Below are 24,151 nucleotides of genomic sequence, written 5' to 3'. Positions count from 1 at the left end.
CTTACGAGCATGTGGAGGAACCCGTCGCATCCGGACCGTCCGCTGCATGCCATTGTGCAGCCTCCGGGACCCGGCCTTTTCACCGCGATCCGCGACGCGCTCTCCGGCGACGGCCCCGCCGTCCTGCCGCTCCAGCCGGGCCACGAGCACCAGGTCCTCCAGGCGCTGCGCCCCACGCACGTCGACGGCGAGCCGCGGCCCGGCGGCGCCGGCGTCCCGGACGACGTGGCGGTCGTGATCGCCACCAGCGGCAGCACCGGCGTCCCCAAGGGCGTGCAGTTGTCGGCGTCCGCGCTGCGCGCCTCGGCGTCGGCGTCGCTGAGCAGGATCGGGGCCGGCGAGGGCGACCGGTGGTTGTGCTGCCTGCCCGTCTCCCACGTCTCGGGGCTGCAGGTGCTGGTCCGCGCCCTGCTGTCGGGCAGTGAGCCGATCATCCATCCCGCCTTCGACGCGCGGGCCGTGCTGTCCTCCGGCGCCGACCACGTCTCCCTGGTGCCGACGCAGCTCCATCGGCTGGTCGAGGCGGGCGCGGACCTGTCGGTGTTCCGCACGATCCTGCTCGGCGGCGCGGCGCCCCGGTCGGGGCTGGTCGAGCGGGCCGTGGAGCTCGGCGCGCGGGTGGTCACCACGTACGGGATGAGCGAGACGTGCGGCGGCTGCGTCTACGACGGCGAGCCCCTTTACGATGTAGATCTCAAAATCGGCGAGGACGGCCTGATCAGGATCGCCGGGCCGGTGCTCTTCTCCGGCTACCGCTTCGCCGGGCAGACGCCGCTCGACGGCGACTGGTTCGTCACCTCCGACCTCGGCGAGCTGAGCGACGGCCGGCTGCGCGTCCTCGGCCGGGCCGACGACGTCGTCAACACCGGCGGCGAGAAGGTCGTGGCCGCCGTGGTGACCGCGGTGCTCGGCGCGCACCCCGAGATCGCCGACGTGGCCGTGGCCGGCCTGCCAGACCCGGAGTGGGGTGAGGCGGTCACCGCGTTCGTGGTGCCGTCCGACCCGGCCGCGCCGCCCACGCTGGCCGAGCTGCGCGCCTTCTGCCGCGACCGGCTGCCCGCCCACGCCGCCCCGCGCGGCCTGCGCCTTCTCCCCCGCCTGCCGCTGCTGCCCAACGGCAAGACCGATCTCGTACGGCTGCGTACAGGAACCTGACGCGCCGCGGCTGCGTCATAACGGGGAGAAGGAAGGGAGCCTTCATGAACCAGACCCGCAAGATGTGGGCGTCCGTGATCGTCGTCGGCGTGATCGTCGTCGGTGGCGCGTCGGTCGCGGCGGCCGCCTCGGCGGGCAGGCTCGACGCGGTCGCGAGGAAGACCCAGGCCGAGATCGAGCAGGCGCCGCCGACCGGCCGGCCGGTCCCCGCGCCCGACCGCACCGAGGGCATCGTGGTCTCCACGGAGGTCAACCCCGACCCGCGCGAGGTCATCGACTACTGGACCGGCAACCGCATGGAGGAGGCCGAGCCGATGCCCATGCCCGAGGCGACCGGAAGCTTCGAGGTGGCGGAGTAGGTTTCCGCCTTCCCGAGGGGTGGCGCGCCCTGCGGGCGTTCCGCCCCTTTTTCATCACCCCGGGAACAAATAGCGATGAATGGCGTTATTGATACTGGTGCGCCGTGCGGAGTGACCACCGCCCCACCACAAACTGCCTGATCGCTTCGACTCCGTACGGAGGAGGTGTCCTCATGCCCAGAACCGCCGTGGCGACCCCGCCCGCGTCTCTCGACCAGCTCATTGAACGAGGGCGAGCCCAGGGTCACCTTTCTCTGGCGGAGCTGCGTGACGCGTTCGCCGAGGCCGGCATCAGCCCCTCTGAAGGCCGCACGATCCTGCGCGAGCTGTCGGAGGCCGGTGTGAGCCTGGCCGCCGAGAACGAGCCGTCCCTGGCCAAGACCGCTGCCAAGAAGACCACCCAGAAGAGCGCTCCGAAGCCGAGGAAGGCTTCTGGGGCAAAGGCTACCGGCCGCACCGCCGCCGAGGCAAAAAACCCGGCGGACGGCAAGCCGGAGCACGAGGAGGACGTGGCCCCCGACGACCTCGAACTGACCGCCGAGGACGTCGAGATCGAGAACGACGCCAATGACCTGGACGACAACCAGTCCGTCATGGGCGACTCGGTGCACACGTACCTGAAGTCGATCGGCCGCCGGACGCTGCTCACCGCCGCCCAGGAGGTCGAGCTGGCCCGCCGGATCGAGGCCGGCCTGTACGCCGAGTACAAGCTGGACTCCGACCCCGACGTGCCGTCGTCCGTACGCGACGACCTGCACCTGGTCATCGAGGACGGCCGGCAGGCCAAGGACCACATGCTGGAGGCCAACCTGCGGCTGGTGGTCTCGGTGGCCAAGAAGTACACCGACCGCGGCATGTCCCTGCTGGACGTCGTCCAGGAGGGCAACCTGGGGCTGATCAGGGCCGTGGAGAAGTTCGACTACACCAAGGGCTTCAAGTTCTCCACCTACGCCATGTGGTGGATCCGGCAGGCCATCCAGCGCGGCTTCGCCGACTCCGCCCGGACGATCCGGCTGCCCGTGCACGTGCTGGAGATGCTCTCCAAGCTGTCGCGGGTCGAGCGTGACATGCACCAGAGGCTGGGCCGCGAGCCCACGCCCGAGGAGCTGGCCGTCGAGCTCGACAGGACGCCGGACCAGATCGAGGAGCTGCTGCGCACCAGCCGCCAGCCGATCTCGCTGAACGCGACCATCGGCGAGGACGGCGAGACCACGATCGGCGACCTCATCGAGGACGTCGACTCGCCGGAGGCGTCGGAGATCGTCGACCGCCAGCTGCTGGGCGACCAGCTGCGCGGCGTGCTCGACAACCTCTCACCGCGCGAGGCGAAGATCATGGCCCTGCGGTTCGGCCTGGTGGACGGCAAGCCGCACACCCTGGACGAGATCGGCAAGCACCTCGGCCTGACCCGCGAGCGCATCCGCCAGCTGGAGAAGGAGTCGCTGTCCAAGCTGCGCCACCCGAGCAACACCCGCCCCCTGCTCGACTGGGCCAGCTGACCCACGACCGCCCCCGGCGCCCTGCCCACAGAGCGCCGGGCCGTACACAGAGCGCCGGGCCGTACACAGAGCCCCGGGCTGTACACAGAGCCCCGGCATGACGCCGGGCTCTGCTCAAGGCCCCGGGTTCCCGCCGAGAGATCCGGAACGCACGAAGAGCCCCGGCGCGCGAGGCGCCGGGGCTTTCGTGTGCCTGTGCTCAGGCGGTGGCGGGCACCGGCCGGGGCACGCGCGGGATGCCCCACATGCGGTTCTCCTCGCGCAGCGTGCGCAGCCGGTCGACCTCGGCCGTCCACAGGGCCCCGGGGGGCGTGGCCTTGGCCTTGCGGCGCGCGATGCGGTCGTCGTAGGACCGCACGCCGAACGTGGCCCGCTGCCCGGCCTCCGCGGCCCGCAGCGCCTCGGTCAGCGCGACGTCGAACGCCCGGCCCGCCGCCAGCAGCTCGATCTCGTCGGCCGCGGCGGCCCGCAGGTCGCGCACGATCGCCTCGGCCTGCCTGGCCTTGTCAAGCAGCTGCGGGAAGCCCTTGGAGATCTCCTGGTCCGCGTGGTAGCGAACCTCGGCCTCACGGCTCACCCGCGGACGGAAAAACGCCATCGACCCTGCCCTTCACGCAGTCTTTGCTGTTCAACCCACAAGGGTACGCCGTCCGACACCGCCTCCGAACACCGGGCGACGGGCGGGGCCGCCCAGTAAGATGATCACCATGCCCGCAAAGAGACCTCCCGTCCCACTCTCCCGCGAGCGCATCATCGAGGCCGCACTCCACATCGCCGACAGCCAGGGGCTGCGCCGGCTCACCATGCGCCGGCTGGGCGACGCCCTGGAGGTGGAGGCCATGGCCATCTACCACCACCTGCCCCGCGGCAAGGAGGCGCTGATGGACGCGCTGGCCGAGCACGTCACGTCGGTGCACGTGGAGCAGGCGGCCACCTGGCAGGAGACGGCCAGGGCGTGGTGCCGGGCGGGCCGGGAGCTGCTGCGCGAGCATCCGGGCGTGCTCGCGCTGGCCCTGACCAAGCCTCCCAAGGGCGCCACCTCCGTCGCCATCAGGGAGCAGACCGAACAGCTCGCCGACGGAGGCCTGGGCGACGCCCCGGAGGCCGTACGGGCGCTGCGGGCGTTCGTGTTCGGCAGCGTGGCGGTCGAAGTCCAGCAATCAGGATGGGCTGACCCAGAAGTTGATGAATGGGTCAGGCGGGACGAAAGGGCTGATGTGGACTTCGAAAGAGGGCTCGACGCTTTGCTCAAGGGGTTGCAAACGTAGTGCGCGTGTCGCGCTTGGCCCGTTATCCTGCATAAGGCACGCTGTGTCGAAGGTCACACGACCGGGGGATCCTCCTGTAACAGTCCGAACGGGCTATGTCGGACCGTGTGACGCACGTCGCACACTTGCCAGAACAACAAACCCGAGCCGCTCCCGTCCCTCTCCCGGGAGCACCCACGAGATATCGGAGGCACGCCGATGTGCCCGCACGACCCGGCCTGTCCGTCTGCCGAGGCGCCGGACCGCGAGGCAGCACGCACCCTCGCATGCCACCCCGAGCAGGGGTGGAGCCTTCTCTGCAACGGCGTCGTCCTGTTCGAGGACACCGGGGAGCTCCTGCCCAGCGGCACCGTCATCGCGCCGCACCGGCCCGACCCCCTGGTGGGCGCCGCCTGACGGCGGCGTAACCACCGATCCACCGGGCCACGACCTCGCCCACCCGGGCGGGGTCCCGCTTCAGGTCGTGGCCCTCGCCCGGCAGCACCACCAGCCGGGCGCAGTCGGCGGGATCCGGCACTCCGAACGGATCCCGGTCCCCGTTGACCACCAGCACGTCCACCCCGGCCCCGCGCAGCTCCTCGGCCCTGGAACGCTCCGGCTTGCCCGGCGGGTGCAGAGGGAAGGCCAGCGCCACCACCGCCGCCGCGCCCACCGCCGAGGCCGTACGGCAGGCCACCCGGGCGCCGTTGCTCCGGCCGCCCTGCACCAGCGGCAGCCCCGGCCACCTGGCGCGCAGCTCGCCCAGCACGATCTCCCAGGCCTCGTCCTGCCTGGCCGCCGAGCCCGGCGCCCGCGCCCCCGCGACCCGGAACGCCTGCGACACCCTGGCCACGGCGGCCCCCGCCCCGAGCGCGGCGTCGCGGACGGCCAGCAGATCGGGCGCGTCCACTCCCCCGGCCGAGCCGTGGGTCAGCACCAGCAGCAGCCGCGGCTCGGCCGCCTCCTCGACCTGCACCAGCGCCGGCCCCCGCGGAGTCATGATCTCCATGGCAGCACCGTACCTGGGGAGGATGCGCCGTTGGCCCCCAGGTACGATGACGGCGCGCCGCACAACCGCCATGATGGTTCTCATGCCAGAGATGCGCCCCATCCGCGATGACCTGCAGGCCACCCTCGACGCCCGCCGCGACCTCGGCCCCGACTACGAGGCCGCGCTCGTCGAGTCCTTCGTCGAACGGCTCGACGCCACCATCGCCGCCCGCGTCCAGGCCGAGCTGGGCGGTCACGGCGTGGCCCCGGTCAAGCCCCGGCAGCGGCAGGGCAACGGCGCCGCCATGATCCCCATCGCGCTGGGCTCGATGGGCCTCGGCATCCCGCTGACCGCCATCGCGGTCGGCAACTCGGGCCTGGTGGGCCTGACCATCACGTGGCTGGCCATCGTCGCCATCAACGTGGCCGCCGCCGTGGCCATCATGCGGCGCGGCTGAGAGCCCTCAGGGGGCCGGGGTCAGGCGTCGCGGTGGAAGCGCAGCCGGACCTCGGCGGCCATGGTCTCGTCCTCGTGTTCGAGGCCGTAGGTCCACACCTGGCCGGCATCCTCGGTGCGCCCGCGCAGCGGCAGCGTGCGGGCCAGCAGCTCGATGGCCAGCGCTCCCGTCTGGGGGTCGGCCCCGCTCTCGACGGCCTCGGCGAACTCCGCGCAGGCCAGCTCCAGGTGCGCGATGCCGAGCAGCACCCGCAGCCCCGGCAGCTCCCGCGCCGGGGCGAACTCCAGCGCGTCCAGCAGCAGGCCGGCCGCCTCGCCCGGATCGCCGTGCTCCAGCAGCGTCTCGGCGAGCTGGCGGGCCGCGTGCGCGGTGGCCTCGGCGTCGCCCACGTCGATGCCCGCGTCGAAGGCGGCGCGCAGCTCCTTGTCGGCCTCCTGCGGGCTGCCGGCCAGCCGGGCCAGCGCGAGGTGGGCCAGCGGCACGTAGGCCGGCGTGCCGACGCCGAGCACGGCCTGCCAGGCGGCCCTGGCCTGGTCGTCGCGGCCCTCACGCTCGAAGCCCTGGGCCAGGTGGCAGGCGGCCTGGGCGGCGTACTCGGGATGGCCGGTGGCCAGCGCGGTGCGGGCCGCGGCGCGGGCGGCGTCGGTGTCGCCGCGTTCGTCGAGCACCACGGCAAGCCCCACGGCCGCCTGGGCCCGGTCGGGGCTGTCGGGGTCGGCGACCAGCTCGGTCAGTATCGCCGCCGCACCGTCGAGGTCGCCGCCCTCGGCCAGGCGGCGGGCGGTGTCGAGAGGCGGGGTCTCCAGCTCTGAGAACGTCAAGAGAGCTCCTTCGGGCGACGGATCGCACCGAGCCTAACGGCTCGTCGCGATCATGTCTGCTCACTTGACGGTGTGGGACTGGGCCGTGCCGGAAGCGGGCCCCCGGGCGGGGACCCGCTTGCGGGATCAGTCCTCGTACGCCTCAAGAGGCGGGCAGGAGCACACCAGGTTGCGGTCGCCGTACGCCTGGTCGATGCGGCGCACCGGCACCCAGTACTTGCCCTCGCGCAGCGAGGCCAGCGGGTAGGCCGCCTCGGTCCGCGAGTACGGGTGCGGCCACTCGTCGGCGGTGACCGACTCGGCCGTGTGCGGCGCGTTGCGCAGCGGGTTGTCGGTCTTGTCGTAGTCGCCGGAGGCCACCTTGGCGATCTCGCCGCGGATGGCGATCATGGCGTCCACGAACCGGTCGAGCTCGTTCAGGTCCTCGCTCTCGGTCGGCTCGATCATCAGCGTGCCGGCCACCGGGAACGACATGGTGGGCGCGTGGAAACCGTAGTCGATCAGGCGCTTGGCCACGTCGTCGACGGTGACGCCGGTCTCCTTGGTGATCTGGCGCAGGTCCACGATGCACTCGTGCGCCACCAGGCCGCCGCGGCCGGTGTAGAGCACCGGGTAGTGCGGGGCCAGCCGCCTGGCCAGGTAGTTGGCCGACAGGATGGCCTGCTCGGTGGCCGCCGTGAGGCCCTCGGCGCCCATCATGCGCACGTACGCCCACGAGATCGGCAGGATGCCCGCCGAGCCGTACGGGGCGGCCGAGACCGGGCCGACCGGGCCGCCGTCGCGCAGCGGGTGGCCGGGCAGGTAGGCCGCCAGGTGGCCGCGGACCGCGACCGGACCGACGCCGGGGCCGCCGCCGCCGTGCGGGATGCAGAACGTCTTGTGCAGGTTGAGGTGGGACACGTCGGCGCCGAACTCGCCGGGCTTGGCCAGGCCCACCAGGGCGTTGAGGTTGGCGCCGTCGACGTAGACCTGGCCGCCGGCCTCGTGCACCTTGGCGCAGACCTCGGTGATCGACTCCTCGTACACGCCGTGCGTGGACGGGTACGTCACCATGATCGCGGCCAGCCGCTCGCGGTGCTTGGCGATCTTGGCGTCGAGGTCGGCCAGGTCGACGTTCCCGTCGCTGTCGCAGGCCACGACCACGACCCGCATGCCCGCCATGACGGCGCTGGCCGCGTTCGTGCCGTGCGCCGAGGACGGGATCAGGCACACGTCGCGCTCGGTGTCGCCGTTGGCCTGGTGGTAGGCGCGGATGGCCAGCAGGCCGGCGAACTCGCCCTGGGAGCCCGCGTTCGGCTGGATGGAGACCGCGTCGTAGCCGGTCACCTCGGCCAGCCAGCCCTCCAGCGTGCCGATGAGGTCCCGGTAGCCCTCGGTCTGGGCCTCCGGCGCGTACGGGTGCACGCCCGCGAACTCCGGCCAGGTGATCGGCTCCATCTCGGTGGTCGCGTTCAGCTTCATCGTGCAGGAGCCGAGCGGGATCATCGAACGGTCGAGCGCGATGTCCTTGTCCTGGAGCCTGCGCAGGTAGCGCAGCATCGCGGTCTCGGAGCGGTGGCTGTGGAAGACCGGGTGGGTCAGGAAGTCCGACTCGCGCACCAGGTCGGCCGGCAGCGCGTCGGCCGCCAGGTCCACGTCCGCGTCCGCGCGCTCGACGCCGAAGGCGGCCCACACCTTGACCAGCTCGGCCGCGCCGGTCTTCTCGTCACAGGCGACGGAGACGTGGTCGTCACCGGCCTGCCACAGGTTGACGCCCCGCTCGGCGGCGGCGGCGACCACCTCGGCGGCCCGGCCGGGCACGCGGACGAGCACGGTGTCGAAGAACTCTCCGTGCACGACCTCCAGGCCGGCCTCGCGCAGCCCGCCGGCCAGCGCGACGGCGTGCCGGTGCACCCGCCGGGCGATCCGGCGCAGGCCCTCGGGGCCGTGGTAGACGGCGTACATGCCGGCGATCACGGCCAGCAGGACCTGGGCGGTGCAGATGTTGCTGGTGGCCTTCTCGCGGCGGATGTGCTGCTCGCGGGTCTGCAGGGCCAGCCGGTAGGCGGGGTCGCCGTCGACGTCGACCGACACGCCGACCAGGCGGCCGGGCATCTGCCGCTGCAGGCCCTCGCGTACGGACATGTAGGCCGCGTGCGGCCCGCCGAAGCCGAAGGAGACGCCGAAGCGCTGGGAGGAGCCGACGGCGATGTCGGCGCCCAGCTCGCCGGGGGCGGCCACGAGCGTGAGGGCCAGCAGGTCGGCGGCGGCCACGACGAGCGCGCCCGCCTCGTGCGCCCTGGCGGCCACGTCGCGGAAGTCGCGCAGGCGGCCCGAGGCGCCCGGGTACTGCACCAGCACGCCGAAGCACTCGGGCAGGTCGCCGTCGAGGTCGTGCTCGACCAGCGTGATGCCGAGCGGCTCGGCGCGGGTGGCCAGCACGGCCTTGGTCTGGGGCAGCGTGTCGGCGTCGACGACGAACACGTCGCTCTTGGACCTGCCCGCCCGGCGGGCCAGCGTCATGGCCTCGGCCGCGGCGGTGCTCTCGTCCAGCAGGGAGGCGCCGGCGACGTCGAGGCCGGTCAGGTCGGAGACGACCGTCTGGAAGTTCAGCAGCGCCTCCAGGCGGCCCTGCGAGATCTCCGGCTGGTACGGCGTGTAGGCGGTGTACCAGCCCGGGTTCTCCAGCAGGTTGCGCCGGATGACGGCGGGCGTGACGGTGTCGTAGTAGCCCAGTCCGATCATGGAGGTCAGCACCCGGTTGCGGGAGGCCAGCTCGCGCAGCTCGGCGATGGCCTCGGTCTCGCTCGCGGCGGGCGGGAGCTGGAGCCGGTCCTTGGCCCTGATGGCCTCGGGGACGGCCACGGCCACCAGATCGCCGACGGACTCGAAGCCCACGGCCTCGAGCATGCGCTGCTGCTCGGACTCCGATGGGCCGATGTGCCGGGACGAGAACGGCGGAGCGGACAGGTCGGTCATGGAGGTTGCCTCCTGAGGCGTGGAGACCGGCGCCGGGGCGCGGGCGAGTGCCGGATCTCCCCCTCTGTCAGCGCGACGTCATCGCGACCTGAGAGCTTCACCCCGCCGTGGGGCTTGCACCGTCGGTGAGGTGCGCCTGGCGGACGCACCTGCTTTCCAGAGTTGCCTCGCCCGAGCGGTACGGGATGCCTGAGAGATTCCGGGGAGGGTTGCTCCTTCGGCGCCCCAGGACCGAGGCCCAGGGACTCTCCCGCACGGGGTCGTCAGCCTTACTCTGTCCTAGATTACTACGGTGTGTTCAGCGGTTCAGCTCACCCCGTGCGGCGTGCGCGACGCCGCTTGGCGAGCTCGTCAGTGGGATGGTCGGCCGGGACGCTGTCCTCGACCGCCGCCCGTTCCCCCGGCAGCTCCGCGAGGGAGCCCTCGACCTCGCGCCAGACCCGGCCGAGCGCGATGCCGAACACGCCCTGCCCGCCCTGGAGGAGATCGATCACCTCGTCGGCCGAGGTGCACTCGTAGACGCTGACTCCGTCGCTCATGAGCGTGATCTGCGCGAGGTCGGCGACCCCGCGGTCACGCAGGTGCTGCACCGCGGTGCGGATCTGCTGCAACGACACGCCCGTGTCGAGCAGCCGCTTGACGACCTTGAGCACCAGGATGTCGCGGAAGCTGTAGAGCCGCTGCGAACCCGAGCCGTGCGCGGCTCTTATCGTGGGCTCCACCAGGCCGGTACGCGCCCAGTAGTCGAGCTGCCTGTAGGTGATGCCGGCCGCCGAGCAGGCCGTGGGCCCGCGGTATCCGATGTCGGCGGGCAGCGTCGTGGGCTGCTCGTCGAAGAGCAGGCCCTGCTCTCCGGCACGCTGCCGCGCGCTCTCGCGCCGCACCGGATCTTCCTGGCCGGCCGTCTTTCCCTCGCCGCTGCTGACCGCCACGCGGACCTCCGGCTTTCTCTCATCCCGCGGCCTGATCTGGGGGTTCGTAAAGGGCGACCACGGGTTTCACTTGCACCGTAGGACCGTGACCATGCTCAGTCAACGATCCGGCTCGGCGCGTCGTGAAGCGTAAATGCACTGAAATACCTACCCCGCCCTGCCGAAGTCCTCGGGAGTGATCGTGTCAAGGAACTCCCTGAACTTCTCCACCTCGTCCTCCTGGTCGTCCGGGATGATCACACCGGCCTCCTGGACCACCTCTTCGCTGGCGAAGATGCGGGCGCCGGTGCGCAGGGCCAAGGCGATCGAGTCGGACGGCCTGGCGCTCACCTCCACGCCGTTGGAGAACACAAGGTCGGCGAAGAAGATACCGTCACGCAGGGCCACGATGTTGACCGCGCGCAGCCCGACGCCGAGCGCGCTCAGCACGTCCCTGAACAGGTCGTGAGTGAGCGGCCGGGGCGGCGGCTCCTCGGCCTGCGCCAGGGCGATCGCGGTCGCCTCGGTCATGCCGATCCAGATCGGAAGGAACCGTTCCCCGTGTGCCTCCTTGAGCAAGACGATCGGCTGATTTGTGGGCATCTCAACTCGAACGCCCACGACCTCCATCTGCAACACGGGCTGCTCCGTATTCGACCGGCCGGTCGCCCGGCACAGCTGTTGACTGGGTCGCTTCTGCTACACGCTTATGCATTTCAACGTAACACCCGGCAGGCCTGGAATGTGCCCCGGCCTTCCAGCTCTGTGCCCTCAGCGGCCCAGGACAGACCTGACCCCGCTGCGCACCAGAGAGGCGTGCAGGTCGAGCAGGAGCTGGGACAGCTCCCTGGCCGCCTCGTCGGCCTCGCCGATGGCTCCGGGGGCGCGCCGCTTGAGTATGGGCGCGACGGTCTGCTCGACCAGGCCGCACTCCCGCTCGGCGGCGGCCTTGACCGCGCGCAGGTGGCGGGCGTGCAGGCCGAAGCGGGCCAGGGCGCCGACGCTGCGCGCGACCTTCAGCGCCTCCTCGTCGTAGCGCCTGGCCACGGGGGCGAGCAGGCCGTAGTCCTCCAGCTCGGCGAGGGTCTCCTCGTCGATGCCGGCGGCTTCCAGCAGCTCGGCCCGGTCGAACCGGATCTCCTGCGTCTGCTGCACCGCGCGCGGAAGGCCGAAGCTCTCCGCCATCCTGTCCTTGATCACCCGCAGCGGCAGGTAGTGGTCACGCTGCTCGGTCAGGATGAAACGCAGTTGCTCGACGTGGAGGTGGGTGAACTTGCGGTAGCCCGAGGGGCTGCGCTCGGGCTCGATGAGCCCCTCACCCTCCAGGAAACGGATCTTGGACACGGTGACGTCGGGGAACTCGCCCTGCAGCAGGGCGAGCACCTCCCCGATGCTCATGTGCGAGCGTGCCGCCTGTGAGCTCATGCGCCGGCGTTGACCCTCATCAGGAAGACGAGGCGGAACTTGCCGATCTGCACCTCGTCTCCGGAGTGCAGGGGGACCTCCTCGATGCGCTCTCGGTTGACGTAGGTGCCGTTGAGGCTGCCGACGTCGCGCACGGAGAACTGGCCGCCGCGGTGGCGGTAGAACTCGACGTGGCGGCGGGAGACGGTGATGTCGTCGAGGAAGATGTCGCTCTCCGGGTGGCGCCCGGTCGTGGTGAGGTCCTTGTCGAGCCGGAACCGGCTCCCCTGGTTGGGCCCCCTGGTCACCGAGAGCAACGCCGTGCCGGGCGGGAGCTGTTCGACCAGCGCCCGTTCGGCCAGGAGCATGTCGCCTGTCTCAGCCTCGTACGCCTCGATTCCCGCGACCGAGATCGTCGATGTGGTGTCCCCGGCGACCTCGGGTCTGGTCAGCGGTGACCCACAGCGGGAACAGAAACGGGCATCCTCGGGGTTGGCGTGCCCGCACTGCGTGCAGTAGACGCTCGGCATCGATCGGCTCGGCCTCCTACCGCGAAGACGCGGCGACGGTGCTGGGGACGCGCCTGCCTTCGCTCTTCAAGTTTGCGAATGCCGCAACTTACGCTGATCAGCGGCAAAGGTCAAGGCGGGGCGCTGGACTGTTGGTTCGGACGCTGACAAAGTTACCGCCGCCCCCACCCCGTGGTCCATGCCGCCGCGCGTTTCTACATTACGATCTTGCGGCACTCCGCGCGCACATCGCGCGCGAAGGGTTTTTCGCTACTCTACGTGATCAGACGGCTGCCTGTTCGACCACGCGGGCCCAGCGTTCGAGCAACGCCTGGGCGCCGTCCATGTCGGGGGCCTCGGCCCACAGGTCGGTGACGGGCTCGGCGGCGGCGGGCAGGATCAGCACCCACGAGCCGTCGTCGCGGGCGACCCGCACGCCGTCGGTGGTGTCCACGCGCCAGCCGCCGGGCTCGGCCTCGGCCGCCTCGATGACCGAGCGCATGACCGCGCCCTTGGCCGCCCACTGGGTGGGGACGCTCCGCCGGAGCAGTTTGACCTCGGGGATCCTGGCGTCGATCTGGCTGAGCGACAGCCGGGTGCGGGCCACCAGCCCCAGCAGGCGCATGAACGCGGCCAGGCCGTCGATGGCCGGGCTGAACTCCGGCACGACGAACCCGCCGCGCCCGTCCGCCGCGAAGATCATGTCGGGGCCCTGGGCGGCGGAGGTCAGGGCGTCCAGGGCGGTCGAGGTCCACTGCACCTGCACGCCGTGGAAGCGGCAGACCTGCTCGGCGACGCGCGTGGTGGTGACCGGCAGGGCCACCCGGCCGCCCCTGCGCTCGGCCGCCACCAGGTCCAGCACGACGAGCAGGGCACGTTCCTCGCTGATGAGCTGGCCGGTCTCGTCCACCAGCGCGATGCGTTCGCCGACCGGGTCGAAGCGCACGCCGAAGGCCGCTCGCGAGGAGCTGACCAGCTCCGACAGGCGTTGCAGGCCCCGTCGGCGCTCGGCCAGCGTCTCGGTGGGCGAGACGTCGTCCAGGCGGGCGTTGACGGTGAGCACCTCGACGCCGGCCCGGCTGAGCAGCGTGGGCATCACCAGGGAGGAGGTGCCGCCGGCGCAGTCGACCACGACTTTCATGTCCTTGACGCCGGTCACGCCGATGGCCCGCATCAGCTCGTGCGTGTAGCCCTCGACGGCCCTGGCCGGGTAGTGCAGCTCGGCGATCTCGCCGGGGAAGGCCCGCCGGTACTCCTGGCGGGAGAAGACGCGCTCCAGCTTGCGCTGGGCGGCCGGGGGCAGGTCGGCGCCGCGATCGTCCATGATGACGATGTCGGCGCTCTGCGGGTCGCCCGGCGTGGTGCGCAGGGCGATGCCGCCGGCGGCCGATTCGCGGGCGGTGTGGAAGCGGGCCACCGGCAGCGGCGCGGCCTCCAGGTCCAGGACGTTGATCGCGGCGGCGGTCAGCGCGCCGATCACGGCCCGTTTGAGCGCCCTGGCGGCCAGGGAGCAGTCGCGGGAGGTGACGACGTAGGCGCCCTTGCGCAGGGTGGTGGCGTAGGCGCCGGCCAGCCGGACGCACAGCTCGGCGGTGATCTCGACGTTCACCAGGCCGCTGACGCCGCGGGGGCCGAACAGGTTGCGCTGGCCGCGCGACTCCCAGATGACGCTGGTGTTGACGACCGCGCCGGCCTCGATGGTCTTGAACGGGTAGACCTTGACGCCGCTGGAGACGTACGCCTCGGCCTCGATGACGCATTCGTCGCCGATGACGGCGTCCTCCTCGACGCGGGCGCCGCCCATGACGTCGGTGCTCTTGCCGATCACACAGCCGCGCAGGTGGGCGCCGGGGCCGAGGTAGACGTTGTCGTGGACGACCGCGCGGTGCAGGAAGGCGCCCTCACGCACGACCGCGTTGTTGCCGAGCACGGTGAACTCGCGCAGTTCGGCGCCCGCCTCCACCTTGGCGTAGTCGCCGATCAGCAGCGGGCCCTTCAGGACGGCGTCGGGGTCGACCGTGGCCGAGTCGGCCACCCAGACGCCCGGGGAGAGCTCGAAGCCGCCGATGTCGAGGCGGACCCGGCCGGACAGGGCGTCGGCCTGGGCCTTGAGGTAGCTGGCGTGGGTGCCGACGTCCTCCCAGTAGCCGTCGGCGACGTAGCCGTAGATGGGGGCGCCGCGTTCCAGGAGGGCGGGGAAGACGTCTGATGACCAGTCGACCGGTTCGCCGTCGGCCACGGCGTCGAGGACCTCGGGCTCCATGACGTAGATGCCGGTGTTGACGGTGTCGGAGAAGACCTGGCCCCAGGTGGGCTTCTCCAGGAAACGCTGCACGCGCCCGTTCTCGTCGAGGATGATGATCCCGAATTCGAGCGGGTTGGGGACGCGTTTCAGGCCGATGGTGACAAGAGCCGAATTTTCGCGATGAAAACGGATCATGTCGGATAAGTCGATATCCGTGAGGGCGTCGCCGGAGATGACCAGGAAGCGGTCGTCGCGGAGGCGGTCGGCGGCGTTCTTGACGCTGCCCGCGGTGCCCAGAGGCAGGTCCTCGGTGGCGTACTGGAGGTTCATGCCCAGCTCGTCGCCGTCGCCGAAGTAGTTGCGCACGAGGGCGGCCAGGAACTGGAGGGTGACGACCGTCTCGGTGATGCCGTGCCGTTTGAGCAGGCGCAGGACGTGTTCCATGATCGGGCGGTTGACCACGGGAAGCAGGGGCTTGGGCTGGTTGGCGGTCATCGGACGCAGCCGAGTACCCTCCCCGCCCGCCATGACGACCGCCTTCACCCGATCACTCCTTCGTGGTCGCGGTTACGAGTTGGCGCACCTGCACCACGTACAGGATCCCTGCCCACCAATACAGGCCCGTGCCCCACAACGCGAAGGCCCACCCGGCAATTCGCGCTATTTCGGCATACCACCCGGTGTGGGAGGCGAGGAAGAGCAGCGGGAAGGCGTACATGAGGTTGAACATGGCGGCCTTGCCCAGGAAATGCACCTGAAGTGCCTTATAGCCGTGTTTGCGAAGTACGGGGAACGAACAGGCGACGAAGACCTCCCGCGCCACGATGACGGCCACCAGCCACCACGGGATGACCTCCCGCAGCAGCAGCGCCAGGATGGTGGCGAAGACGTACAGCTTGTCGGCGGCCGGATCGATCACCCGGCCGAGCTTGCTGGTCTGGTTGAACGCGCGAGCGATCTTGCCGTCGAGCCAGTCGGTGAACCCGGCCACGACGAGGATGCCGATGGCCCACCCGTCCGCCCGGGGGCCCAGGACCAGCCAGAGGAACACGGGGACGCCCAGGAGGCGCAGGAAGCTCAGCAGGTTGGGAACCGTCCAGATCCGGTCCTCGGCGGAAGTTTCGCTCACGCAGAGACCCTACTGCGTGGAACTCCGGCACAGACGCCCCACCAGCGACCATTCCCCGCACGCGGGGAGGCGGGGCGGGAGGAGTGGGCGTTTCGCGGCTTGTGACGGCGGGAAAAGGCTGGGTGATCGATCCCCCCGCGGTGCCGGCCTGGCTTGGGGGGATCGGATGTGGCCCTGGGAGTCCGGCGTGCTGCGGGGCGCGCCGGAGATCGCCTTGTTCCTCTGCCTGGCCCTCGGGTTCGCCCTGGGCCGGATCAGGTTCCGCGGGGTGGCGCTCGGAGGCGTGGCCGGGACGCTGGCCGCGGCGCTGGCCGTCGGGCTGCTGACCGGCGGCGTCACGGTCCACCAGCAGGTGCGCGTGATCGCCTTCGCGATCTTCGCCTTCACCCTCGGCTACACCCTCGGGCCCGCCTTCTTCGCGGCGTTCGCCGGGCGCAACCTGCGGTACCTGTGGTTCACGGTCGCCGAGGTCGTGGGGGCGCTGGCGGTCACGGCGCTCGTGGCCGACGCGTTCGGGCTGGATCCGGGCACCACGGCCGGGCTGATCGCGGGGGCGGCGGCCGGGCCGGTGGCGCTGGGGACGTCGGCCGACGCCCTGCAGGCCGCCGGGGTCGCGCAGGCCGCGCTCGGGCCCGCGTACGTCCTGTCCTATCTCTTCGCCCTGGTCACGATCGCGCTGCTGACCGGCCGGGCCGCGCCCGCGGTGCTGCGGTTCGACCCCGGTGAGGAGGCCGCGGCGCTGTGGCGGCGGCTGGACGGCGCGGAGGAGACGCCGCCGCCGGCGGTGCTGGGCAAGGCCCACCAGGTCACCACCGGCGAGGGCAGGACCGTCGGGCAGGCGGAGATCGCGATGGGCACCCGCGTCTCGGTGGAGCGGCTGCGCAGGAACGGCCGGCCGATCCCGTTCGGCCCGGACACGTTGCTGCAGCGGGACGACGAGGTCGTGGTCGTGGGCGTGCGGCAGGACGTCGTCAACGCGGGCGCGGTGGTCGGGCCCGAGGTGCCCGGCGGGCGGGAGCTCGACCTGGACCTGGAGGTGGCCGACGTGACGCTCGCGGGCCGGCCGCCGGCGACCGTGCGGGACCTGCGCGCCGGGCTGTCCGGCCAGGGGGTGCAGGACCTGCACGTGTGCGAGGTGACGCGGGTGGGGTGCCGGTTGCCGGTCCGGCCGGGCACGGAGCTGTGCGCCGGTGACGTGGTGCGGGTGACCGGGATGAAACGGGACGTGGACCGGGCGGCCGCCTGGCTCGGGGCGCGGACGGACGCCGGACGCCGGGCCGACGTCGTCTACCTGGCCGCCGGGCTCGTCGCCGGGCTCGTGGCGGGGGTGGCGGGCGGCCTCACGGTGTCGATCGGCTGCCTGGTGGCCGGGCTGGTGTTCGGCCGGGCGCGGGCGGGACGGGCCCGCTTCGGGCAGTACGACGCGGGCGCGGCCCGGGTGGTGGGCGAGGTGTCGCTCGGCGTGTTCGTGGCGGCCCTCGGGCTGTCGGCGGGGCCGGCGGCGGTGGAGCTGGTGGGGCGGCACGCCTGGCAGGTGGCGCTCGGCGCGGTCGCCACGGCCGCGGTGCCCGTGGTGATCTCGCTGGCCATGGGGGCCAAGCTGATGATGTTGCCGCCGCCGCTGGTGCTCGGCGCGGTGACCGGGCAGCACGGCCTGACGACCGTCCTGGGCGCGGTGCGGCGGATGTCGGGGAACGGGACGCCGCTGCTGGCGTACACGGTCGTGCACGCGCTGTCGGGAGCCGTGCTGGCCCTGCTGGGCCCCGCCGCGGTGGCCCTGGCCCGCTCGGTGGGCGCCTGACCGGGCCGCCGGCTTCGCGGAAGGGTCAGGTGCGCAGGAAGGCGTGGGTGTGGCCCACGGGGACGAAGCCGAGCCGGCCGTAGAACTCGCGCGGCCAGTCGTCGGCGTCGGCGACCAGGAACGTCAGCTCGGCGCCGGCCGTGGCGGCGAGCAGCGCGGTCAGCAGCGTGCGGGCGAAGCCCCGGCCCCGGTGGCGCTGGCCGGTGTAGACGTTCTCGATCTGGGCGACGCCCTCGTGGACGTAGAGGTCGGCCCGGGCGGCGACCTGCCCGTCGGGGGCGCGTACGGCGTGGAACTCGACCAGGTCGGCGCCGGCCGGGCGGGCCGCGGCGCGCGCGGCGAGCCCTTCGACCACGCCCTCCTCCGCCTGCGGCAGCGACTCGCGCCACTCCTCGCGCAGCACGGGCACCAGCTCGGCCAGGTCGAGCCGCTGGGTGGCGGCGGCGGGCGCGGCGGGGCGGGGGCCGTGGAAGACCATGACGACGTTCGTCTCGTGCTGGTAGCCGGCGGCGCCGAACGCGGGCCGGAACTCCTGCCCCAGCCGGTCGTCGTCGACGCACACCAGCCGGTGGCCGAGCCCGGCGAGCCGCTCGTCGGCCGCCGCGAGCACCGGCCCGGGGGCGCCGCTCCAGACGACCAGCCTGTTGTCGTCGTGCGACATCGGGTAACGCTCGTCGAGCACCGCGAACCCGCCCGGGACCGGCGTGACGACGGGCGCCTTGCGGCGGGCGAAGTCGTGCACGAAGCCCAGGGCCCGCGACAGCTCGTCAGCCACCGCGGGCGGCCCGGAGGAAGGCCCTGATCAGGGCGGAGTCCTTGACCCCCGGCGCGGTCTCGACGCCGCTGGACACGTCGACCCCCCACGGGCCGGCGGCCTCGACGGCCTCGGCCACGTTCGACGGGTCGAGCCCGCCGGCCAGCATCCACCGGCCGGACGGGCGGCCGCGCACCGCCGCCCAGTCCCACGGCTCCCCCGAGCCGGGGCGCGGGGCGTCGACGATGAGCAGGTCTTCGTCGTGGGCGCCGCACCGCAGGTCGGCCGCGGCGTCGACGGCGCGCACGAGCGGGCGGCCGAGGTCTTTCAGCGCGGTGAAGTCGGCGTGGGGGTGGTTGCCGTGCAGCTGGACGGCGCGCACGCCCGAGGCCAGCGCCGCGGCCCGGACCGTCTCAGGGGCCTCCCCCCGGAAGACGCCCACGGTGAGCACGTGGGCCGGGATCGCCGCGGCCAGCTCGGCCGCCCGCTCCGGCGTCACCCTGCGCGGGCTCCGGGTGAGCACGAACCCGATGGCGTCGGCGCCGGCCTCGACGGCGGCCTCGACGTGCTCGGGCTCGCTCAACCCGCAGATCTTCACATACACACCACAGACCTTAGCGGCGCCGGGACGCCGACGGCGACCAGGACCAGATCAGCAGCGCACCGATGAGGCCGAACAGCAGCACCCCGTTGGGCACGTGGGCGCCCAGCCAGGACCAGGTGAAGTGCTGGAGGAGGCCGACGACGAGCAGTGCGACGCTGGCCCACACCGGCCAGCCGGCGCCGCGGCCCGGCCGCCAGACCAGGACGGCCAGCACGATCTGCACGAGCGCCACCAGGTGGACGACCATGCCCGCCATGACGTGCGTCTCGGCCAGCGCGCCGCCGCCCGCCGCCACGGCCTGTCCGGCGAACGAGGCGGCCACGAGCAGCGCGGCAGCCTGGGCGATGATGACGACGCGCAGGCTGTACAGCAGCCCCGCCGGCACCTGTCGTGTCGTGCCGGGGCGCGGCATGACCTGAGTCTCCCCCATGATGTGCATCCTTTCTGCGAACGAAGGACCCACATCGTGTCGAGGGCGGCCCCACAGGGTCGTCAGCCTGCGGGATGACCCCCCGGTCCCCCACGTGGCGGACGGACCGGGCGGAAGGCGGCGTCCACGAGACCGGCGCGGTGGGCGACCACGGCGGCCTGGATGCGGTTGCGCAGGCCGAGCTTGTCCATGGCGGCGGCGATGTGCGTCTTGACGGTGGTGACGCCGACGTGCAGCTGCTCGGCGATCTCGGCGTTGGACAGGCCGGTGCCGACCAGGGCGAGCACTTCCAGCTCGCGTTCGGTCAGCCCGGACGGCGGCGGCACGGCGGCCTGCTCCTCGGAGGCGAGGAAGCGTTCGACGACCCGGCGCAGCACCGAGGGGGCCAGCAGCTGCTCCCCCGCGGACGCCCTGCGCACGGCGTCGACCATGCGTTCCGGCTCGTCGTCCTTGACCAGGAAGCCGACGGCCCCGGCGCGCAGGGCGGCGTGCACGTCGGCGTCCTCGGCGAACGTGGTGAGCACGACGACGCGGGCCGCCGGGCGGGCCGCCAGCACCCGCCTGGTCGCCTCCAGGCCGTCGACGCGCGGCATGCGCAGGTCCATGAGGATGACGTCGGGCACGTGGCGTTCGGCCAGGCGGACGGCCTCGGCGCCGTCCTCGGCCTCGCCCACGACCTCCATGTCTCCCGCGGCCTGCAGCAACATGCGCACGCCCGCGCGGACCAGCGCCTGGTCGTCGGCCACCAGCACGCGGATCACGCGGCGCTCCTGGCGGGCAGGCTGGCCAGCAGCAGCCAGCCGCCGTCGCCGTCGGGGCCCGCGCTGAGGGTGCCCCCGAGGGCGCGCACGCGCTCGCGCATGCCCGCCAGGCCGCGGCCGGAGGAGGGCAGGCGCTCGATGACGGTGGGCGGGCGGCCGTTGCGGATCTCGATGGACAACCCTTCCTCGGCGGGGGCCACGATGACCCGGACCCGGGTGCCGGGTCCGGCGTGTTTGAGCACGTTGGTGAGACCTTCCTGGACGATGCGCGCGGCGGAGGCGCGGGCGATGAGCGGGGCGCGGTCGCTGGCCGGGTCGAGGTCGAGGTCGACGACGAGCCCGGCGGCGGCCATGCGTTCGGCGGATTCGCGGACCACGTCGGCGGGGTTGGCCAGCAGGTCGGGGCCGCGGTCGGGGTCGCGCAGCAGGTCGAGCAGGTCGCGCAGGTCCTGGAGCACCTGGTGGCCGGTCTCGCGGATGTCGGACAGCGCGTCGGCGACCGGCCCGTCGGGCGCAGTGTAACGGGCGGCGCTGGCGCGCAGCACCATGGCGCCGACGTGGTGGGCCACGATGTCGTGCACGTCGCGGGCGATGCGCTCGCGCTCGGCGAGCTGGTCGGCGCGCACCTGGGCGACCGCGAGCCGGGCCGACTCCTCGGCGCGCAGGCGTTCGGCGGCGGCGGCGGCACGCCGCATGCCCAGGTAGCGGCCGATGGCGATGGGCGTGGCCACCAGCGTCATCAGCACGCCGACGCGGACCGGGGTGATCTCGGTGCCGTCCCCGACCACGGCGATGGCCGACAGCAGGCAGCCGGTCAGGTACGCGGCCGCCGTCCAGGCCCAGGAGGCCACGCGCATCGCGAACACGCCGATGGCGATGAGCGTGAGGATCAGGCAGGTGTTGACGGCGTCGTTGAGATAGCTGTCGGCGGCGATCAGCAGCACGGCCTGCAGCAGGAGGACCAGGCCGGGCAGGCGCCTGGCCACGCCCAGCGACAGCCCGCCGACCACGGCGAGCAGGCCGATCACCCACACCGGAAGGGCTCCGCTGTGCCAGGAGGTCCAGGTGCTGAGCACGGTGATCGCCACGCCGCCGGCGGCCAGCAGCGCGTCGGGCGTGACGTCGCGCTCCTCCAGCCGCTCGGCCGAGCCGCGCAGGTAGGCGCCGAGCACGGTGGGGAAGACGGGCAGCAGCACCGAGTAGATCCAGGTGTTGCCGGTCAGCGCGATGCCGGGGTCGGCGATGTTGACCGCGGTGGCCAGGACGGTGGCGCCCACGCCGAGCAGGGCGGGCTTCCAGGCGACGCGGAAGCCGACCACGCCGAGCGCGACGCAGATGAGGATCTGCGCGGTGTTGGAGGTGTAGGAGCCGAGCTGGTCGCTGAGGACGAGGAAGAGGGCCAGGTAGAGGGTGACGGGCAGCGGCCATCGCCGTACCATCCCCATGGGCAGGCCCACCAGGAGGGCCATGGGGATGTTCATCGCCGCCGGCAGGTACGCGGTGTCGCCCGCGTGGGCCGTCGTCAACAGGTCCAGGCCCACACCTGATACCGCGAGCAGGACATCGAGCGGCACACCACGCCAACGCATGGGCTCACGCTATCCACCCTCGACCGATAGCTGATCCTCCGCGCGGAGGACCCCGTCTCCTCCTAGTGGCCGCCGGTTCGTCCAAAGGAGGGAGCACAGGGGGTGATCTTCCCTATACGTTCGAGGCCATGTCCAACGACACCGCAATGTTCCTCGGCCAGTTCCTGCGCGCCCCCGCCGTGATCGGCGCCGTCGCCCCGAGTTCGCGCCGGCTGGCCTCGGCCGTCTGCGCGCCGGTCCCGGAGCGCGGCGAGCCGACCGTGGTGGAGCTCGGCCCCGGCACCGGCCCGTTCACCGCGGAGATCCAGCAGCGGCTCGGCGGGCGTGGCCACCACCTGGCCGTCGAGGTGAACGGGCGGCTCGCGGCGCTGCTCGCCGAGCGTTTCCCCGGCGTGGACGTGGCCCACGCCGACGCGGCGCGCCTGGGTGAGCTGCTGAGCGGGCGCGGGCTGAGCCACGCCGACGTGGTGGTGAGCGGGCTGCCGTGGGCGGCCTTCCCCACGGGGCTGCAGCACGAGCTGCTGGACGCGGTGACGTCGGTGATGAGCCCCGGCGCGGCCTTCACCACCTTCTCCTACATCCACGCCATCCCGCTCAGCTCGGCCCGCCGGTTCCGGGCGTTGCTGGCCGAGCGGTTCGAGGAGGTCGTGCCCGGACGTACGGTGTGGCGCAACACGCCGCCGGCCTTCGTCTTCCACGCCCGCAGACCTCGACCCTGAACAGAACGAACTTCTACGATGGCGTGATGGATTTCACCCTTCCCGAGAGCGCCCAGGCCGTCCAGCGCGGTGTCGCCGAGATCTGCGCCCGCTACGACCTCGGCTACTGGCAGCGGTGCGAGAGCGACAAACGCTGGCCGGAGGAGGTCTGGGCCGACCTCGCCAAGGGCGGCTGGCTGGGCCTGGCCGTGCCGGAGGAGCACGGCGGGGGCGGGCAGGGGCTGCTGGAGCTCGCGGTGGCCACCGAGACGCTGGCGAGCTCGGGCGCGGCGGGCGGCTCGGCCTTCACGTACGTGCTGACCCCCGGTTTCGGCGCGCTCACCCTGGCCCGGCACGGCACCGCCGAGCAGCGGGCCGAGCTGCTGCCCCGGCTGGCCACGGGCGAGATCGAGACGTGCTTCGCCCTGACCGAACCGGACGCCGGCTCCAACTCCCTGGCGATCACCACCTCGGCCCGCCGCGACGGCGGCGACTACGTGGTCAACGGCCAGAAGATCTGGATCACCGGCGTGCAGCGGGCCACCTGGATGTTGCTGGTGACCAGGACGGTCCCGGCGTCGGAGGCCAAACCGCGCACCCACGGGCTGACGGTGTTCCTGGTGAACGTGCCCGAGGCGGTCGCCGCCGGGCAGCTCTCCTACCGGCCTATCCCCAAGATGGGCGCGAACACCACGCCGTCCAACATGGTCTTCCTCGACGACCTGCGGGTGCCCGCCGCGAACGTGGTCGGCGAGGTGGACGGCGGCGCGGCCGTGCTGTGGGACATCCTCAACCCCGAGCGGGTGCTGCTGGCCGCCTCCGCGCTCGGCGGCGCCGAGGTGGCGCTGCGGGTGGCGGTCGGCTACGCCAAGGAACGCGAGGTGTTCGGCCGCCCGATCGGCGCCAACCAGGCCATCGCGTTCCCGCTGGCGCAGGTCAAGGCCAAGATCGAGCTGGCGCGGCTGATGCTGTACAAGGCGGCCTGGTCCTTCGACCGGCGGCTGCCGTGCGGCACCGAGGCCAACATCGCCAAGCTGACCGCCTCCCAGGCCGCGTGGGAGGCGGCCGACGCCGCGTTCCAGACGCACGGCGGCATGGCGTACTCGCTGGAGTACCCGGTGGCCAGGCTGCTGGCCGACGCCCGTATCGGAAGGGTGGCACCCGTGACCGAGGAGCTTCTGCTCAACTACCTCGCGACACAGGTGCTCGGGTTGCCCCGGAGTTTCTGACGGCCCTCAGGCCCTGCCCGTCGCTTTGCGGATCACGTCACGGGCCCTGTCCATGATCGCGGCGGGCGGGCCCGCCAGCAGGTTCTCCGGCGCGGTCTCGACGCCGGCGTGCGGATGCGTGGGCGCGATCGCCTCGGCGGCCTTGACCCCGAGCGCCATCGCGCGCAGCTCCTTCTCGCCGGCGGCCTGCCTCAGCCTGGGGAACTCCTCGCGTTCCTCGGCCTCGGCGTGCTCGACGACGGCCTTGCGCAGCGTGGCCAGGTCGGCCGCGAACTGCGGGTCGTCGACGCCCGCCCGCTCCATCTGGGTGAGCATGTCCTTGGCCGCGTTCTCCTCGGCCAGGCGCTCGTCCACCAGGTCGTCGCCGTCGTCGACGTGGCGGCGCGCGTACGGGTGGACGATCTCCTCCTCCGCTGTCTCGTGGACGGCCAGCAGGCGCACCAGCCTCTGGAAAGCCGCTGCTTTGTCCTCGGGGGCAGCGTTCTCGACCTCCGTGAACTGGCTCCTGATCTGCTCGTGCTGGCGCACCAGCAGGTCGACCACATCGTTGTCCGTCATGAGGGTGCGCCTACCCGAGGCCCGGACAAGCACACGCGCCCG

Annotated in this window: 25 protein-coding genes and 1 riboswitch; of the genes, 9 read left to right on the top strand and 16 right to left on the bottom strand. The window is 72.4% G+C overall.

The genetic code is table 11. The features are described 5' to 3' along the window. Nucleotides 1–9 precede the first annotated feature (9 nt). The 3 genes from AB0J97_RS14785 (at nucleotide 10) to AB0J97_RS14775 (ending at nucleotide 3,013) form a co-directional block, all read left to right on the top strand. Nucleotides 10–1,155, top strand: a complete 1,146-nt coding sequence (locus AB0J97_RS14785) for an AMP-binding protein (RefSeq protein ID WP_364088410.1) — start codon at nucleotides 10–12, stop codon at nucleotides 1,153–1,155. Nucleotides 1,156–1,199: 44 nt separating this feature from the next. Continuing rightward, nucleotides 1,200–1,514: a hypothetical protein gene (locus AB0J97_RS14780; protein ID WP_357704879.1), complete on the top strand. Its 315-nt coding sequence runs from the start codon at nucleotides 1,200–1,202 to the stop codon at nucleotides 1,512–1,514. Between the two features lie 173 nt (nucleotides 1,515–1,687). Continuing rightward, nucleotides 1,688–3,013: an RNA polymerase sigma factor gene (locus tag AB0J97_RS14775; RefSeq protein WP_364088408.1), complete on the top strand. Its 1,326-nt coding sequence runs from the start codon at nucleotides 1,688–1,690 to the stop codon at nucleotides 3,011–3,013. 199 nt (nucleotides 3,014–3,212) lie between these two features. Here the strand turns inward: AB0J97_RS14775 and AB0J97_RS14770 are convergent, their stop codons facing one another. Then, nucleotides 3,213–3,590: a hypothetical protein gene (locus tag AB0J97_RS14770; protein ID WP_357704876.1), complete on the bottom strand. Its 378-nt coding sequence runs from the start codon at nucleotides 3,588–3,590 to the stop codon at nucleotides 3,213–3,215. Nucleotides 3,591–3,720: 130 nt separating this feature from the next. On the opposite strand from AB0J97_RS14770, the gene AB0J97_RS14765 reads away from it, so the two are divergent. Both AB0J97_RS14765 and AB0J97_RS14760 read left to right on the top strand, forming a co-directional pair. Next, nucleotides 3,721–4,281, top strand: coding sequence for a TetR/AcrR family transcriptional regulator C-terminal domain-containing protein (locus AB0J97_RS14765; RefSeq protein ID WP_364088405.1), 561 nt, complete (start codon nucleotides 3,721–3,723; stop codon nucleotides 4,279–4,281). A 198-nt stretch (nucleotides 4,282–4,479) separates the two neighbouring features. Continuing rightward, nucleotides 4,480–4,677: a DUF5999 family protein gene (locus AB0J97_RS14760; RefSeq protein WP_125637444.1), complete on the top strand. Its 198-nt coding sequence runs from the start codon at nucleotides 4,480–4,482 to the stop codon at nucleotides 4,675–4,677. Here AB0J97_RS14760 and AB0J97_RS14755 read toward each other — a convergent pair. Continuing rightward, a complete protein-coding gene (locus tag AB0J97_RS14755) occupies nucleotides 4,634–5,269 on the bottom strand; it encodes an alpha/beta family hydrolase (protein WP_364088403.1) in 636 nt (211 codons plus the stop codon). The genes AB0J97_RS14760 and AB0J97_RS14755 overlap by 44 nt on opposite strands. An 82-nt stretch (nucleotides 5,270–5,351) precedes the next feature. On the opposite strand from AB0J97_RS14755, the gene AB0J97_RS14750 reads away from it, so the two are divergent. Further along, nucleotides 5,352–5,708, top strand: a complete 357-nt coding sequence (locus tag AB0J97_RS14750) for a hypothetical protein (protein ID WP_364088401.1) — start codon at nucleotides 5,352–5,354, stop codon at nucleotides 5,706–5,708. Between the two features lie 20 nt (nucleotides 5,709–5,728). Here the strand turns inward: AB0J97_RS14750 and AB0J97_RS14745 are convergent, their stop codons facing one another. The 8 genes from AB0J97_RS14745 to AB0J97_RS14710 all read right to left on the bottom strand — a co-directional run bounded on the left by AB0J97_RS14745 (nucleotide 5,729) and on the right by AB0J97_RS14710 (nucleotide 15,685). Then, nucleotides 5,729–6,529 carry a hypothetical protein gene (locus tag AB0J97_RS14745; RefSeq protein WP_357704867.1) on the bottom strand — a complete coding sequence of 267 codons (801 nt, stop codon included), beginning with the start codon at nucleotides 6,527–6,529 and terminating at the stop codon, nucleotides 5,729–5,731. Nucleotides 6,530–6,655: 126 nt separating this feature from the next. Beyond that, complete coding sequence (gene gcvP, locus AB0J97_RS14740; RefSeq protein WP_364088398.1) at nucleotides 6,656–9,487, bottom strand: aminomethyl-transferring glycine dehydrogenase; 2,832 nt, start codon at nucleotides 9,485–9,487, stop codon at nucleotides 6,656–6,658. 166 nt (nucleotides 9,488–9,653) lie between these two features. Then, a riboswitch (glycine riboswitch) is annotated at nucleotides 9,654–9,750 on the bottom strand. A gap of 48 nt (nucleotides 9,751–9,798) precedes the next feature. Next, a complete protein-coding gene (locus AB0J97_RS14735; RefSeq protein ID WP_357704863.1) occupies nucleotides 9,799–10,419 on the bottom strand; it encodes a MerR family transcriptional regulator in 621 nt (206 codons plus the stop codon). A gap of 147 nt (nucleotides 10,420–10,566) precedes the next feature. Beyond that, complete coding sequence (locus tag AB0J97_RS14730; protein ID WP_090771501.1) at nucleotides 10,567–11,037, bottom strand: bifunctional nuclease family protein; 471 nt, start codon at nucleotides 11,035–11,037, stop codon at nucleotides 10,567–10,569. 132 nt (nucleotides 11,038–11,169) lie between these two features. Next, the gene (locus tag AB0J97_RS14725; RefSeq protein ID WP_357704861.1) at nucleotides 11,170–11,796 is read right to left on the bottom strand and encodes a MerR family transcriptional regulator; all 627 of its coding nucleotides are present in this window, start codon (nucleotides 11,794–11,796) and stop codon (nucleotides 11,170–11,172) included. Between the two features lie 23 nt (nucleotides 11,797–11,819). After that, complete coding sequence (locus AB0J97_RS14720) at nucleotides 11,820–12,332, bottom strand: FHA domain-containing protein (protein ID WP_357704859.1); 513 nt, start codon at nucleotides 12,330–12,332, stop codon at nucleotides 11,820–11,822. Nucleotides 12,333–12,594: 262 nt separating this feature from the next. Beyond that, on the bottom strand, nucleotides 12,595–15,099 hold the full coding sequence (locus tag AB0J97_RS14715; protein WP_357704857.1) for a mannose-1-phosphate guanyltransferase: 2,505 nt from the start codon (nucleotides 15,097–15,099) through the stop codon (nucleotides 12,595–12,597). Nucleotides 15,100–15,103: 4 nt separating this feature from the next. Beyond that, nucleotides 15,104–15,685 carry a CDP-alcohol phosphatidyltransferase family protein gene (locus AB0J97_RS14710; protein WP_364088394.1) on the bottom strand — a complete coding sequence of 194 codons (582 nt, stop codon included), beginning with the start codon at nucleotides 15,683–15,685 and terminating at the stop codon, nucleotides 15,104–15,106. Between the two features lie 166 nt (nucleotides 15,686–15,851). Here AB0J97_RS14710 and AB0J97_RS14705 point away from each other — a divergent pair, with 166 nt between their 5' ends. Beyond that, a complete protein-coding gene (locus AB0J97_RS14705) occupies nucleotides 15,852–17,486 on the top strand; it encodes a hypothetical protein (RefSeq protein ID WP_364088392.1) in 1,635 nt (544 codons plus the stop codon). Nucleotides 17,487–17,511: 25 nt separating this feature from the next. Here AB0J97_RS14705 and AB0J97_RS14700 read toward each other — a convergent pair whose 3' ends face one another. From AB0J97_RS14700 to AB0J97_RS14680, 5 genes are all read right to left on the bottom strand, one after another. Further along, on the bottom strand, nucleotides 17,512–18,261 hold the full coding sequence (locus tag AB0J97_RS14700) for a GNAT family N-acetyltransferase (RefSeq protein ID WP_364088390.1): 750 nt from the start codon (nucleotides 18,259–18,261) through the stop codon (nucleotides 17,512–17,514). After that, nucleotides 18,254–18,844, bottom strand: a complete 591-nt coding sequence (locus tag AB0J97_RS14695; RefSeq protein WP_364088388.1) for a phosphoribosylanthranilate isomerase — start codon at nucleotides 18,842–18,844, stop codon at nucleotides 18,254–18,256. The genes AB0J97_RS14700 and AB0J97_RS14695 overlap by 8 nt, the downstream gene beginning before the upstream one ends. Before the next feature lie 10 nt (nucleotides 18,845–18,854). Further along, nucleotides 18,855–19,274, bottom strand: a complete 420-nt coding sequence (locus AB0J97_RS14690; RefSeq protein WP_364088386.1) for a hypothetical protein — start codon at nucleotides 19,272–19,274, stop codon at nucleotides 18,855–18,857. Between the two features lie 62 nt (nucleotides 19,275–19,336). After that, nucleotides 19,337–20,035, bottom strand: coding sequence for a response regulator transcription factor (locus tag AB0J97_RS14685; RefSeq protein WP_364088384.1), 699 nt, complete (start codon nucleotides 20,033–20,035; stop codon nucleotides 19,337–19,339). Further along, nucleotides 20,032–21,624, bottom strand: coding sequence for a histidine kinase (locus AB0J97_RS14680; protein WP_364088382.1), 1,593 nt, complete (start codon nucleotides 21,622–21,624; stop codon nucleotides 20,032–20,034). Before AB0J97_RS14680 ends, AB0J97_RS14685 begins: the two co-directional genes overlap by 4 nt. A 128-nt stretch (nucleotides 21,625–21,752) precedes the next feature. Between AB0J97_RS14680 and AB0J97_RS14675 the strand changes: the two genes are divergently transcribed. Together AB0J97_RS14675 and AB0J97_RS14670 are read left to right on the top strand one after the other, a co-directional pair. Beyond that, entirely contained in the window at nucleotides 21,753–22,343 is a 591-nt protein-coding gene (locus AB0J97_RS14675) for an SAM-dependent methyltransferase (protein ID WP_357704841.1), read from the top strand. A 26-nt stretch (nucleotides 22,344–22,369) separates the two neighbouring features. Beyond that, nucleotides 22,370–23,551 (top strand): acyl-CoA dehydrogenase family protein, encoded by a 1,182-nt coding sequence (locus AB0J97_RS14670; protein ID WP_364088379.1) that lies wholly within the window; start codon nucleotides 22,370–22,372, stop codon nucleotides 23,549–23,551. A 6-nt stretch (nucleotides 23,552–23,557) separates the two neighbouring features. Here AB0J97_RS14670 and AB0J97_RS14665 read toward each other — a convergent pair whose 3' ends face one another. Beyond that, nucleotides 23,558–24,109 (bottom strand): hemerythrin domain-containing protein, encoded by a 552-nt coding sequence (locus AB0J97_RS14665; protein ID WP_364088377.1) that lies wholly within the window; start codon nucleotides 24,107–24,109, stop codon nucleotides 23,558–23,560. Nucleotides 24,110–24,151: the final 42 nt, after the last annotated feature.

Source organism: Nonomuraea sp. NPDC049607, from assembly GCF_040675375.1.
Classification (GTDB): domain Bacteria; phylum Actinomycetota; class Actinomycetes; order Streptosporangiales; family Streptosporangiaceae; genus Nonomuraea.
The sequence above is the reverse complement of the archived record's forward strand: the minus strand, read 5'-3'. Positions and strand labels throughout refer to the sequence as shown.

Bases quoted from the DNA above. Each gene is read 5' to 3' on its own strand.
- AB0J97_RS14785 (WP_364088410.1), top strand. From the start codon at position 10: ATGTGGAGGAACCCGTCGCATCCGGACCGTCCGCTGCATGCCATTGTG.
- AB0J97_RS14780 (WP_357704879.1), top strand. From the start codon at position 1,200: ATGAACCAGACCCGCAAGATGTGGGCGTCCGTGATCGTCGTCGGCGTG.
- AB0J97_RS14775 (WP_364088408.1), top strand. From the start codon at position 1,688: ATGCCCAGAACCGCCGTGGCGACCCCGCCCGCGTCTCTCGACCAGCTC.
- AB0J97_RS14765 (WP_364088405.1), top strand. From the start codon at position 3,721: ATGCCCGCAAAGAGACCTCCCGTCCCACTCTCCCGCGAGCGCATCATC.
- AB0J97_RS14760 (WP_125637444.1), top strand. From the start codon at position 4,480: ATGTGCCCGCACGACCCGGCCTGTCCGTCTGCCGAGGCGCCGGACCGC.
- AB0J97_RS14755 (WP_364088403.1), bottom strand. From the start codon at position 5,269: ATGGAGATCATGACTCCGCGGGGGCCGGCGCTGGTGCAGGTCGAGGAG.
- AB0J97_RS14750 (WP_364088401.1), top strand. From the start codon at position 5,352: ATGCCAGAGATGCGCCCCATCCGCGATGACCTGCAGGCCACCCTCGAC.
- gcvP (WP_364088398.1), bottom strand. From the start codon at position 9,487: ATGACCGACCTGTCCGCTCCGCCGTTCTCGTCCCGGCACATCGGCCCA.
- AB0J97_RS14725 (WP_357704861.1), bottom strand. From the start codon at position 11,796: ATGAGCATCGGGGAGGTGCTCGCCCTGCTGCAGGGCGAGTTCCCCGAC.
- AB0J97_RS14720 (WP_357704859.1), bottom strand. From the start codon at position 12,332: ATGCCGAGCGTCTACTGCACGCAGTGCGGGCACGCCAACCCCGAGGAT.
- AB0J97_RS14705 (WP_364088392.1), top strand. From the start codon at position 15,852: ATGTGGCCCTGGGAGTCCGGCGTGCTGCGGGGCGCGCCGGAGATCGCC.
- AB0J97_RS14690 (WP_364088386.1), bottom strand. From the start codon at position 19,274: ATGGGGGAGACTCAGGTCATGCCGCGCCCCGGCACGACACGACAGGTG.
- AB0J97_RS14680 (WP_364088382.1), bottom strand. From the start codon at position 21,624: ATGCGTTGGCGTGGTGTGCCGCTCGATGTCCTGCTCGCGGTATCAGGT.
- AB0J97_RS14675 (WP_357704841.1), top strand. From the start codon at position 21,753: ATGTCCAACGACACCGCAATGTTCCTCGGCCAGTTCCTGCGCGCCCCC.
- AB0J97_RS14670 (WP_364088379.1), top strand. From the start codon at position 22,370: ATGGATTTCACCCTTCCCGAGAGCGCCCAGGCCGTCCAGCGCGGTGTC.
- AB0J97_RS14665 (WP_364088377.1), bottom strand. From the start codon at position 24,109: ATGACGGACAACGATGTGGTCGACCTGCTGGTGCGCCAGCACGAGCAG.